We start from the raw sequence: 12814 nt of genomic DNA, 5'->3' as shown, positions 1-12814 counted from the left end.
CTCAGGTCGGACGTCCGGATGACGGCACCGACACGACTCACCACCTGGGTCACCTCAGGGAATGCAGCCAGAACCACGCGAGCCTTATCCACTACAGCCTCGCCTTCGGTCGGCCCGGTGCTCGGAGCCAGAGTTCCGCGAACCCAGATCGCACCTTCATCAAGGTGTGGCAGGAACTCGGAACCGATGACGCCGCTGAAGCCCAGGAATCCGGTGACGCAGAGCGCAAACACTGCCACGCCCACCGTCACGTAACGATGCTCCACCGCCCATGTCGCGCTGCGCCTGTAATGCTTGGTCAGCCACGTCATCAGCGGGTTGTGCCACTCTTTCGCGCCCTTCGACATCAGGATGCTCGAAAGCACGGGGGCCAGGACCATCGAGAACAGCAGTGCGCCCAGCAGCGCGAAGGCCACCGTCCAGGCCATGGGGCGGAAGAGCCTGCCTTCCACCGCCTGCAGCGTGAAGATCGGCAGGTACGCAGTAATGATGATGCCGATCGCATAGAACACCGGACGCTGCACTTCGTGCGCAGCCTCGCGGATCTGCTCCAGCACCGTGCCGGGACGATTCTCATCGCGCCGTCCGAGGTGCCGCACGATGTTCTCGACCATGACCACCGCGCCGTCGACCACCATGCCGAAGTCCAGCGCGCCGAGCGAAAGAAGATTCGCCGGGATGTGCCGCAGGTCGAGCAGGATGGATGCGAACAGCAGCGCGAACGGAATCGTGATCGAGACGATCAGCGCTCCACGCACGTTGCCGAGGAACAGGAACAGGATCACGACGACAAGGACAATGCCTTCGGTGAGGTTATGCAGCACCGTGTGCGTCGTGTAGTGCAGAAGGTCGCTGCGGTCGAGGAACGGCACCACCTTCACGCCCTTCGGCAGGATGCGCTCGTTCAGCTCCTTGACCTTCTCGTGAATGCCCTCGAGCACCTTGTCGGAGTCGTCGCCCTTTTGCAGCAGAGCGATGCCTTCTACCGTGTCGTTGTTGTCGATGATCTTTCCATCTTCACGATGGATCGCCTTACCGATCTGGCCCAGGCGGATCTTCGGTCCCTGCACCACGGTCGCGATGTCGCGTACGCGCAGCGCTGTGCCGGACTGCGTCTTGAGGACGATGTTCTCGATATCCTCGACGCTGCCCACCAGGCCGACTTCACGAACGTTAACCTGCTGCTGGCCTTGCTCGATAAACTCGCCGCCTGCGTTCGTATTGTTCGCGGCGATCTGCTGCTCCACCTGCCCGATGCTCAGGCCGTAGGAAACCAGCTTGTCCGGATCGACCTGCACCTGGTACTCGCGGGTCATGCCGCCGAAGCTGGAAACGTCGACCACGCCCGGCACGGACTTGAACTGCTTTTCCAGAGTCCAGTCTTCAATCGACTTCAACTCCATGTTGTCGTACATGGGGTTGGTGCTGGTCACCGTATACCAGAAGATCTGGCCTACCGGGCTCCAGTCTGTGCCGATCTGCGGCTGCAGGCCTGCCGGCAGATTCACCTGGCTCAGGCGTTCGAGCACCTTCTCACGATTCCAGTCGTTGATGGAATCGTCGTCGAAGATCATCTTGACGTCGGAAAGACCGGCCAGCGAGAACGAACGCAGATGGCTCATGTGCGGAATGCCCGCCATCTGAATTTCGATCGGGATCGTGACCTGCTGCTCGATCTCTTCGGCTGCGCGACCCGGCCACTGCGTAATCACTTCGACATAGTTATTCGCTACGTCCGGATACGCCTCGACCGGGAGGTTGTGAAAGGAGACGATGCCCCACGCGAACAACAGGATCGCGGCGCCGAGCATGAGCCAGCGGTTGTTCAGTGCAAAATCTACAATTCCGCGAATCATCTATTGCTCGGCCGAATTCTGGAGTTCGAGAGCGTTGGAGACCACCTGCTGTCCGGCGCTCAGCCCCGTCTCAATCTCCTGCAGGTTGCCAGGAAGCATCGGACCACCCTGCACGGCGAGACGGCGGAAGCTGCCGTCCCCGGCGGGTTCATAGACCCAGTCACGATCGTGAAGATGCAGCACGGCTGACGCCGGCACCGCGGTCTTCGACTCTTCCTTGCGCCCATGGAATGTCGCCGTCGCAAACATGCCGATGCGCATCAGGTTCTGCGGATTGTTCACCTGGATACGGACCTTCGCAGTGCGGATCGAAGGATCGAGCACCGCGCCGATATCGCTGATCGTGCCACTCAGCGCGTGATCCGGATAGGCATTCAGCTTGATGTCCGCCGATTCGCCGATGTGAACCGTGGAAAGATCGTTCTCATACACATCGCAAAGAATCCACACATGCGAGAGATCCGCAATGGTGAATGCATTCGCCGAACCGGAGTACGTCACACCGGCAGTCGCCGCCTCGGTCACATTCTGCTGAATGATGAAGCCCGATGCCGGCGCGTAGACCTTCACCGTCGCGCTCGGATCTTTCGGATCGACACCGAGTACATGCAGCTGCTGCTCGGCCGCGGTCAGGTCGGCTTTCGCGTCGTCTTCCCCGTCCTGCGCAATCTCCAGCTGGCTGTGTGCAATCGCGCCCTTGTCGAAGAGAATCTTCGCGCGCTCCAGCTGCGTGTTGGCCAGGTGCTCGTCGTTCACGGCCTTCAGATACTGGTCATATGCAGAAGAAATATCGTTGCTCTGCACTTCCATGACCAGCTGTCCCTTGCGAACGTAGTCGCCGAGGCGCACATGCAGCGCCACCACGCGGCCGGAGGCCAACGAAACCACCGGAATCTCTCGTGATACATCGGGCGTCACCGTGCCCGTCACATTCAGGGACGCGGTCGATTCATGGGCAACTGCGGTAGTCAGCTGAAAGCGCTCAGGGCGATCCACACGAATCAGGCCCATCCCGTCGTCATGAACGACAGTGGCCGATGGCGGAGCCTCTGAGGCAGCATCGCTCTGCTTCTTTCCGCATGCCGTGAGCAGAAGAGTGCCCAGCAGCGGAAAAAGAAAGATTGTCCGGTTTGTTGCCTTGTACACAAGCCTCCACGGTGCGGCGGCACTGTCGCCGCCTGAATTACACATTAGTTGGAAAAGCGTAAAGAAAGAGCACCGATTTCTAAAAATTCTAGACGACGCAACTCCCCATTCGATCTATCTTTCGGTTACCTCACAACCCCTTCCTGGGCGCGTACCCTAAAGATTGCAGCGAGGTTACGATTCGGAGACGGAATGTCGAGTCTTTTTTCGTCGGGTAGACGTCCTACTTATTTGGCGCTGATTGCGACCCTCATCATCGGCGTCGCGATCGCGGACTGGCGCACCACTGCGGCTGTCCCTTTCGGTTTTGGCTACCTGCTGCCGATTGTGATTGCGGGCGCGCTGCTGAATCGATGGTACGTCATCACCATCGCCATACTCTGCGCGGTGCTCGCAGAGCTTTTCGATGGCCTCGAATGGTCTGTCCCCTTCGGCCTCACTCGAGACTTTCTCTACGTCACTGCCTTTACCGGCATTGGTCTCTTCACCTCTGAGATCACCGAGCGCCGCAAAGCAGCGGCCGTACATCTGCGCAACCTCAATCGGGAGAATCAGGCGCGGCGCGATGCCGAAGAGCAGCTTGAGAACCTGATCGAAAGCAGTCCCGTCGCCATTGTCACAGTAGATGCCGGTGGGTCCATTCTGTTTGCCAACAACACCGCGCATCGCCTTCTGGGCTTGCCTGCGGGCGCGCTGCCCGGCACAGGTATCGCCCCCTATCTGCCTTCGCTCGCCAAGGTGCCGCAACAGGCGGACGACGGCCGCTCCTTCCGCACCATGATGCAGTGCAAAGGCATGCGCCAGGATGGAGAGCCCTTTCTCGCCGACGTCTGGTTCTCCACCTATCGCACCTCTGCCGGCCCGCGTCTCGCCGCCATGATCGTGGACACATCCGAAGACTTCCGCGACCGCGAGCAAACCAGCTTCGAGCAGCTGCTCTTCGGCTCGCGCATCCTCGTGAGCGCGGTCTCGCACGAGATACGCAATATCTGCGGCGCGATCTCCGTCGTGCATGAGAATCTCTCGCGCGACACCATGCTCGCGCATCACTCCGACTTTGAAGCCCTCGGCACCCTTACGCAGGCGCTCAAGCGTATCGCGGCCATGGAACTTCGCGATCGCGAAGCCTTCATCGCTTCCATCGACCTGCATTCTTTCTTCGAAGAGCTCATGATCCTGCTGCGGCCATCTCTGCAGGATGAAGACATCCGCGCTGCGTGGTCGCTCCCCGGAGATCTTCCTCCCGTACTCGCCGATCACCACAGCCTCATGCAGGTCTTCCTCAATCTTGCGCAGAACAGCCGCCGCGCGATCGCAGGCCGGCAGGACGCATCCTTCTCCATCTCTGCCCACGCGCATCAGGGCCGCGTGGAAATTGCAGTTGCCGACAATGGCCCCGGCGTCGAAGACCCCTCCATTCTCTTCCGGCCATTCGAGGGATCGGCCGACTCCACCGGCCTCGGCTTATATTTGTCGCGTGCCCTATTGCGTTCTTTCGACGGCAATCTGCGCTACGAACCTGCCCCGCAGGGCGCACTCTTCATCGTCGATCTGGCAACGGACCCTGACGCACCCCGGAAAGGTCAGGATTAAATGCTGAACGAGCCCATACGCCTTCTCCTCGTCGATGACCACACGCTCTTTCGTGAAGGCATCGCCCGCCTGCTCGAAGCCGAAGAACGCCTCGAGCTCATCGCCCACTTCGCTTCGGCACGGGAAGCCATCGCCTCGAGCGCGCTCGATCGAAGCGATGTCGTCCTGCTCGACTACGATCTCGGCGAATCGAACGGACTTCAACTCCTGCAGGAAATGCGTGGCCGCCGCCCAGAGATCAAGGTGCTCATGGTCACCGCCGGACTCGATCAGGCCGCCATTGCCCAGGCCCTGCGCGACGGAGCCTCCGGCATCTTCCTCAAGCACAGCGCGCCCACCGATCTGATTCAGGCCATTCTGATGATCGTGCGCGGAGGCTCGTGGATCGACAGCAGCATCCTGAGCAAACTGAGCGCGCCCGTCCCATCCCTGCCGCGCCAGGAGACGCGGCCTGCCCTCGACCTCACCACCCGCGAGCAGAGCGTGTTGAATGGCGTCTTTGAAGGCCTCACGAATAAAGAGATCGCGACTACAATGTCGATCTCCGAAAGCTACGTCAAAGCCCTGCTCCAGCAGCTCTTCGAGAAGACCGGCGTGCGCACTCGCAGCCAGCTGGTGCGCGTCGCTCTCGAACGTCAGCGCAGCGAGTAAAAGCAAACGGGCGGCAGATGTACTCTGCCGCCCGCTCGTTTCTAATTCTTTGAAATAGTCTTAGACCACTTCCACTTCCACGCGCTTCTGCCCCGCGTCGAGCAGCGCGATGCGGAAGCTCCGTACCTCGCCTACGCGCAGCCCCGTGCTCGCCGCCGGAGTCTTCGCCGAGCCCTTCCAGCGCGCCTGCAACATCGCTGTCAGAGACGACAGGTTCGCCGCGCCGGATGCATCGCTGCCCGCCGCCGCGCCCGGCGTGGAGGTGCCGCGGCACGTCGCAAAGACGCCCTCGCCCAGCTCCACCTTCGCCGTGCTGTCATTCACCTCAGCCACGCGGCCCGAGACGGTGTCGCCTACCGCATGCTCCTCGAGATACTCGTCGAGGCCGGTCGGAATCAGCTGCTTCATGCTCAGCTTCACCTGGCGCTTCTCGGTATCGACAGCCATCACCTGCGCCGTCACCACCTCGCCTACACGCAGCACATCCTGCGGATGCGCGATGCGCTTGTCGGCCACAATCTCGCTCACGTGCACCAAGCCTTCGATGCCCGGCTCAAGCTCCACGAAGGCGCCGAACGGCACCAGGCGCACCACCGAGCCCTTGATGATCGTGCCTGCCGCGTACTTCTGCGACACCGCCGCCCATGGATTGTCGAGTACCTGCTTCAGGCCCAGCGACAGCTTGCGCTCCTGCGGCTGGATGCCGAGGATGATCGCATCCACCGTATCGCCCACCTTCAGTACATCGGACGGCTTGCGCACGCGCTTGATCCACGACATCTCCGACACGTGGATCAGGCCCTCGATGCCCGCCTCCACCTCGACAAACGCGCCGAAGTCCGTGAGCCTCCGCACCGTGCCTGAAATCTTTTGCCCGGTCACGTAGCGCTCCGCCGCCGAATCCCACGGCTGCGCGGTCAGCTGTTTGCGCCCGAGCGAGATGCGGTTCGACTCGCTGTCAATCTTCAGCACGATGACTTCAAGCTCCTGCCCGACCGTCAGGTGCTCTTCCAGCTTCTCCACGCGCGTCCACGAGAGATCGCTGATATGCAGCAGTCCATCCACGCCACCCAGCTCAAGGAATGCGCCATAAGGAGCGATCGTGCGCACCGTGCCCGTCACAATCGAGCCTTCACCCAGCGCGGCAAAACGCCCGGCGCGAGCCTCGGCAGCCTCTTCTTCCAGCACCGCGCGGCGATCCACCACCACGTCCTCGTCGGCCACATCGAGCTTCGTGATCCGGCAGCGAATCTCCTGCCCCACCAGCTTCTCGAGATCCTCGGCGCTGCGGGCGCCGCTGCGCGAGGCCGGCAGAAAGGCCCGCACGCCGATGTCCACCGTCAGGCCGCCCTTGTTCGACGCCGTCACCACACCCACAATCGAGCTCTTGTTCGCAAAAGCCGCTTCAAGCGACGACCAGTCCGTCACCTTCGCAACCTTCTTGCGCGTCAGGTCGTAGAAGCCTTCCTCGGTGCGTCCCTTCACTGAGACGAGTAGGCGGTCGCCCACCTTCACCTCGGCGGCATCGTTCTCAAACGCACCGCGCGGTAGCACGCCCTCGACCTTCAGGCCGATATCGAGCACCACATTCTCCGGTGTGATCGAGACAACGGTGCCTTCCACCTCCGAGCGGTCTTTCCCCGCCGGACGGTTCTCTTGCTCGAACTGGGACAGGAGGTCGCCAAAGGACTCGGTCGCAGGCGCGTTCTCCGCGGTTTCAGGGTTCAGGCTGGCTTCGGAGGTCGGAACGGAGGGCAAGGATTCGTTGTTCATGCGGAATTGTCATCATTTTGTCACGTTTCCCCCTCACCTGGCTGCCCGCCGGCCCGAATCTGCACCCCGGCATTCACATCACTGCAACAATCCGATGGCTTACTTGTGTGCAGCGCACCATGAATGTCCTGTTGATTGAAGATGACAAGCGCATTGCCGGCCTGGTCGAACGCGGCCTGCGCGAAGAAGGCCACAGCGTCTCGATTTCCTATGACGGAGTCGAAGGCGCGGCCATGATGCTGGGCGGCGAATACGACGCCGCGCTCCTCGACGTCTACCTCCCCGGCATGGACGGTTTCCAGGTCCTGGAGACCGTGCGTGCCCGCCACTGCCGCACGCCCATCCTCATGCTCACCGCCGTCGACGCCGTCCCCAAGGTGCTCAAAGCCTTCGATCTCGGCGCCGACGACTACCTCGTTAAGCCCTTTCTGCTCAAGATTCTGCTCGCGCGCATCGGCGCCATCGCCCGCCGCGCCCAGCCTGTTCAGAGCCCGCTGCTTCAGGCCAGCGGCGTCACTCTGGACCGCCAGCGCCGCCAGGCTACCCGCAACGGCCGCCAGATCCCGCTCACCCGGAAGCAGACCGAGCTGCTCGATGTCCTGATGCGCCGCAGCGGCCTTGTCACCTCCCGCGAAGAGCTCATCGAAGCCGCCTGGGATGATGCCACCGGGGTCAAGGAAAACACCCTCGACGTCTACATCCACAGCCTGCGTTCCAAACTCGAGGACAAGTCCGAGACCAAACCGCTCATCCGCACAGTGCACGGCACGGGGTACATCTTCGTTGTGGAATAGAGTACAAACCCTGTCCATTCGCGCGCGGCTTACCCTCTGGTACCTGGCGGTCATCTTCCTCGGTGCGGTGCTCTTCGGCGTCGCTTCCGACGGCATCCTGCACCACGCGCTCATCGTCGAGAAGCAGTCGCACCTGCTCGGCCGCGAAACCCGCCTCCTGCACATGCTCGAGGCCAATCAGTCCCAGGGTGTCCGTGACTCGCTCGAAACCCAGCTCAGCGGCTACGCGCTGGTGACCCATGAAGGCAATCTCTTCGAGCTGCGACGCATGGATCGCTCCCTCGTCTTCCCTCTATCCGAGGGGCAGGCTGCCTGGGCCACGCCCTATGAGCGCTCCTGCCTGAAGCGCAGCTATTCGCTCAAGGTCATCGGCGGTGCGCCGACGCTCGTCATGTGCCATCAGGCCTTCATCTCCGGTCAGCCGATGACCCTCTATCTCGGCAGCTCACTCGAAGAAGAGTTCGATGTCCTCGCCGCCTATCAGCGGGCGCTTCTGCTGCTCATGCCGGTCATCTTCCTGCTCGCCCTGCTCTGCGGATACTTCCTCAGCCGGCGCGCCATGGAGCCCATCGATCGTATGACCCGCGCCGCCGTCGGCATCGGTATCGGCAATCTCTCCGCGCGTCTCCCAGTCCCGCCCGCCAAGGATGAAGTCCAGCAGCTCGCCATCGCGTGGAATCAGCTCCTCGCTCGCCTCGAAGCCGCGGTCAAGCGTCTCAGCCAGTTCTCCGCGGACGCCTCGCACGACCTCCGCACGTCCATCACGGTGATGCTCGCCACCGCGCAGCTCTCCCTCAACCGCAATCGCTCCGACGATGAATACCGCGAACACCTCGACCGCATCGCGACCGAATGCCGCACCGCCACGACGCTGCTCGATGCCCTGCTCTCCATGGCTCGCAGCGATAACTTCGCGCACGAGCTCTCCGTCGAGCGACTCGACCTTTGTGAGCTCGTCGTCAGCGGCTGTCGCCGCGTCGAAGACGTCGCCGAAGCCAATCACATCCTGCTCGACTGGAGCCTGCCAGACGAGCCTCTGCAGATCGAAGGCGACAAGCTGCTCCTGCAGCGCCTGCTTGGCATCCTGCTCGATAACGCCATCAAGTTCACACCGGAGTTTGGAGAGGTTCGCGTAGAGCTCGGCGCGGAGAAGACACACGCCCTGCTTCATGTTCGCGATACCGGCATCGGCATGTCGCACGACACGCGCCGCCGCATCTTCGACCGCTATTACCAGGCCGATCTACGCGAGCGTCGCACCAAGGCCGGCCTGGGTCTCGGCCTCTCGATCGCTCGCTGGATTGCCGACGCGCATCGTGCCGAACTCACCGTCGACAGCGTGCCGCAGAAGGGATCTGTCTTCACCATCCGCGTCCCGCGGGCGCTCCACGACACCATCGAGCATCCCGCGGAAACGCTGCTTTAGCGGAATCAGGGCAGCAGGTTCGGTTCGTGAATCAACTGCTCCTGCGCGACTTTGCCGTTCGCGTCGAAGCGCAGCACTACCACCCAGTCGTACACCTCGTCCGGCCACGCGTCGCCGGGAATCACCTGCGCCGGATCGCCGCCCAGCGCTGTCACCAGCGCGGGAATCTTCTTATGCCGCCAGGCGATCAGCACATGGTCGCCATGCGTCGCGCTGCGCAGATTCTCAGCCAGCGCCTCCGGGTCTTCCGTGGAGAAATCCGTGTTCAACGGCAGATGCAGCGCCTGGCTCAGGGGCTCGAGCGTCAGGCGGGGACGCACGCTGTTCTTCGAATCATGCCCCGCATAGAGCGCGTTGATCACGAAAGGCTTTCCCTCGAGCTGAAACGGATCGAAGTAGGTCGCATACGCCTTCGCGCGGGCAAAGCCCTGCGGCGTCAGGCTCGCGCCCTCGGGTGGTTTCTCGGCGTGCCGCACGATCAGCACGGTGGTGTTGGCAAGCTGGCTCTGGGCTGAGGCCGCAGCCGCAGCAGAGCAGAGCACGATGGCAGACAGGAGAGAACGCAGGGGCTGGCGCATACGAGCTTCAGACTCGCATGAGGCTCCGCCGTCACGCAAACACCCGCATAAACACGCGCGAAGACCTGAAAAAGTTCTTAAGAAGAACCTTAAGAAACCTTCAGCTTGGCCTGGTTTCTCCGCGCCCGGAGCTCCCGCGCCGAATTTATTTCCATTCCATCGCGCGCCAGCGGAAGTGCCTGCCCACAACGGGTTTCTGCGATCTCCCGCCGCTCTGCCCAGGCGCAATCGTAGACGCGGACGCAGCCGCGCGCTGCCTTCCTCCTTTCGCCGCTCTCCGCGCTCCCGCGCTGTAACCAAACATTCACAGCCGCCCGTTACGGTTTGCCGAGACTTAGTCCCCAGCGGACATTTCTTTGGAGGAAGACTTGTTACCCAACTTCGGACGCAGATCCTGCACTTGGACCGGCACAGCGACAGCGCTGCTCGCGGCTTCTTCGCTGCTCATGGCCCAGACCGCGACCGGTGGCTCGATCACCGGCTCGGTCATGGATTCCCGCGGCAACGCCATTCAGAAAGCGGACGTGCATGTCCGCAATCGCGCGACCGGCGTCGATCAGCAGTTCTTTACCGACGATCAGGGCCGTTTCTACGCCTCGGGTCTTGCGGATGGCAGCTATGACGTCACCATCGCCTCGCCGGGCTTCCAGACCGTAACCCAGAGCCAGGTATCGCTGACCGGAGGCAAGTCCCTGCACCTGCCCGTTCAGCTCAACGTCGCCTCTTCGTCTGAGAACGTCGAAGTCCGCGGCCTCGCCGGCAATTCGCTCGCCGCGCAGGAAGGCCTCTCGCAGGGCTCGCTCGACGCTACCGCGCCCAAGTCCGAAATCGGCAGCAAGTTCATCCGCGAATTCACGCCGCCCACCTCCGACTACACCGAAATCATCCAGATCGCCCCGGGCACCTTCAGCTACAACTCCAACGGCATCGGCCTCGGCCAGGGCACCACGTACTTCCGCGGCTTCCCTGACGGCGATTACGACATCACCTGGGACGGCATCCCCTTCGAAGATACGAACACCCCCACCCACCACTCGTGGGCCTTTTTCCCCGGCCAGTGGATCGGCAGCGTGGACTTCGACCGCAGCCCCGGCACCGCCTCCACCATCGGCCCCAGCACCTTCGGCGGCTCTATCAACCTGATCTCGCCCGATGTCCCGCAGGAACAGAACATCCAGCCGCAGGTCTCCTACGGCTCCTTCAACACGCTGCTGATTGACGGCAAGTACAGCACCGGCATGATCGGTGCGAAGAAGAACGTCGGTATGACGCTGGACGTGCATCGCATGACCTCCGACGGCTTCGAGACCTATAACGATCAGCAGCGCGACGCTGGCGACATCAAGGTGCTCTGGAACGCCTCCGACAAGACGACCGTTACCGGCTACAGCGGCGTCATCCGCGTCTACACCAACACGCCGAATAACCCACCGCTCCGCGCGCAGATTCAGAACTACGGATGGAACTACCTGCTCCAGAAGAACGACCCGACCAGCGGCTTCTACCAGCCCTACAACTACTACGTCGTCCCCACGGACTTCGAGTACGTCGGCATCCACTCGTTCCTGGGCCACGGCTGGCTCATCGATGCCAAGCCGTACACCTACAGCTACAACAACCGTCAGTACTACGCGAACGACAACCCGAACGACACCACCGGTCTCGCCACCGGCAAGGACAGCTCCACCGACTGGATCACCCAGACCAACTGCTCTACGCCCAAGACCAAGAAGGGCTACAGCTACCTGCCCTGCGCCGTCGACAAGCTGAACAGCTATCGCAAGTACGGTGAGACCGCCACCGCCAGCCAGATCTCGAAGTATGGCGTCTTCCGCACGGGCCTCTGGTATGAGTGGGCTACCACGAATCGCTACCAGATCCCGTCGAACCCGCTCACCCACGAAGATCAGGCGCTCCCGAACTTCCACGAGAACTTCTGGACGAACTCCTACAACCCGTTCATCGAATACGAATGGCACCCCACCAAGCGCCTTACCCTTACCGGCGGCGACAAGGAAGCTTATTACACGATGAACCTGACGCAGTTTGCCGACGATGGCAAGACCGTCGGCAGCCTCGGCGGCGCATCGCACGTGAACTCATCCGGCGGCTTCGGCAGCAATCTGCCCTCGGCCGAAGGCAACTACCGCATTCTCAATAACTGGTCGGCCTACGCGCAGTTCGGCAAGGGCGCGGAGATTCCTCCCAGCTCCACCTTCGACGTCGCCGGCGGCGGTGCGGAAGTCAGCCAGCTCCCCAAGCCTACCGAGACCACTACGTACCAGGCCGGCACGGTCCTCAAGACCAACCGCTTCACCCTCGACGCCGATGTCTTCCGCGTGAAGTTCCAGAACAACTACGTCGCGCTCGCCGTGGCCAACCCGAACGATCCGGCCTACGACAACAACGAGTACTACCTCGGACCGGACTCCATCACCAGGGGCTTTGAGGCGGAGACGAACGTCGCCGTCGGCTATGGCGTCCACGTCTACGCCAACGGCACCGTGAACAAGGCGACCTACACCGGCACCGGCGTGCCTTCCGGCCTCTACGTCGCCGATACGCCGGGATACACGCAGTCCCTCGCCGTCACCTACGGCAATCACGGCTTCGACCTCGGCGTAATCGAGAAGCGCGTGGGCGCCCACTACAACGACAACGGCGATTATCACAACCAGGTCTACGATGCTCCCTTCAACAACGTGAACCTGTTCCTCAACTACACCATCCGCAAGCACTCCTTCTTCGACGAGTCGAAGATCGGCTTCAGCATCAACAACCTCTTCAACAGCGAAAACATCCTCGACGTTGCCTCCAGCAACAGCGCCGTGGCCGTCAACGGATCGAGCTACATCGCCACCACCGCCGCTTCACCCCTCGATCAGCTCAGCCTGACCTCGGCGCGCAGCTACATGGTCACCTTCCGCATGGGCATTTTCCCCAACCGCAAGAAGTAACCCTCCCCCGCAGCAAACGACGAGGCCTTCGCATAGCGCG

Annotated in this window: 9 protein-coding genes; 5 read left to right on the top strand and 4 right to left on the bottom strand. The window is 62.0% G+C overall.

Annotation, left to right across the window (positions count from 1 at the left end; all coding sequences use genetic code 11):
• Together QM649_RS16790 and QM649_RS16785 are read right to left on the bottom strand one after the other, a co-directional pair.
• On the bottom strand, positions 1–1856 hold a 1856-nt coding region (locus tag QM649_RS16790; RefSeq protein WP_415200218.1), incomplete at its 3' end, for an efflux RND transporter permease subunit.
• Positions 1857–3002 (bottom strand): efflux RND transporter periplasmic adaptor subunit, encoded by a 1146-nt coding sequence (locus QM649_RS16785; RefSeq protein ID WP_415200217.1) that lies wholly within the window; start codon positions 3000–3002, stop codon positions 1857–1859. It lies immediately after the preceding gene.
• A 192-nt stretch (positions 3003–3194) separates the two neighbouring features.
• Between QM649_RS16785 and QM649_RS16780 the strand changes: the two genes are divergently transcribed.
• A complete protein-coding gene (locus tag QM649_RS16780; protein ID WP_415200216.1) occupies positions 3195–4595 on the top strand; it encodes an ATP-binding protein in 1401 nt (466 codons plus the stop codon).
• Positions 4596–5246 (top strand): response regulator, encoded by a 651-nt coding sequence (locus QM649_RS16775; protein ID WP_415200215.1) that lies wholly within the window; start codon positions 4596–4598, stop codon positions 5244–5246.
• A gap of 60 nt (positions 5247–5306) precedes the next feature.
• Here QM649_RS16775 and QM649_RS16770 read toward each other — a convergent pair whose 3' ends face one another.
• The gene (locus tag QM649_RS16770; RefSeq protein WP_415200214.1) at positions 5307–7019 is read right to left on the bottom strand and encodes a 30S ribosomal protein S1; all 1713 of its coding nucleotides are present in this window, start codon (positions 7017–7019) and stop codon (positions 5307–5309) included.
• Between the two features lie 119 nt (positions 7020–7138).
• On the opposite strand from QM649_RS16770, the gene QM649_RS16765 reads away from it, so the two are divergent.
• Both QM649_RS16765 and QM649_RS16760 read left to right on the top strand, forming a co-directional pair.
• Positions 7139–7813: a response regulator transcription factor gene (locus QM649_RS16765; protein WP_415200213.1), complete on the top strand. Its 675-nt coding sequence runs from the start codon at positions 7139–7141 to the stop codon at positions 7811–7813.
• On the top strand, positions 7803–9239 hold the full coding sequence (locus QM649_RS16760) for an ATP-binding protein (protein WP_415200212.1): 1437 nt from the start codon (positions 7803–7805) through the stop codon (positions 9237–9239). The genes QM649_RS16765 and QM649_RS16760 overlap by 11 nt, the downstream gene beginning before the upstream one ends.
• A 5-nt stretch (positions 9240–9244) precedes the next feature.
• Here QM649_RS16760 and QM649_RS16755 read toward each other — a convergent pair whose 3' ends face one another.
• Positions 9245–9817: a hypothetical protein gene (locus tag QM649_RS16755; RefSeq protein WP_415200211.1), complete on the bottom strand. Its 573-nt coding sequence runs from the start codon at positions 9815–9817 to the stop codon at positions 9245–9247.
• A gap of 368 nt (positions 9818–10185) precedes the next feature.
• Here QM649_RS16755 and QM649_RS16750 point away from each other — a divergent pair, with 368 nt between their 5' ends.
• Positions 10186–12774, top strand: a complete 2589-nt coding sequence (locus tag QM649_RS16750) for a TonB-dependent receptor (protein WP_415200210.1) — start codon at positions 10186–10188, stop codon at positions 12772–12774.
• Positions 12775–12814 lie beyond the last annotated feature (40 nt).

This window comes from Silvibacterium sp., assembly GCF_047605705.1.
Taxonomy (GTDB): Bacteria; Acidobacteriota; Terriglobia; order Terriglobales; family Acidobacteriaceae; genus Silvibacterium.
This window is presented reverse-complemented; position numbering and strand designations above follow the sequence as displayed.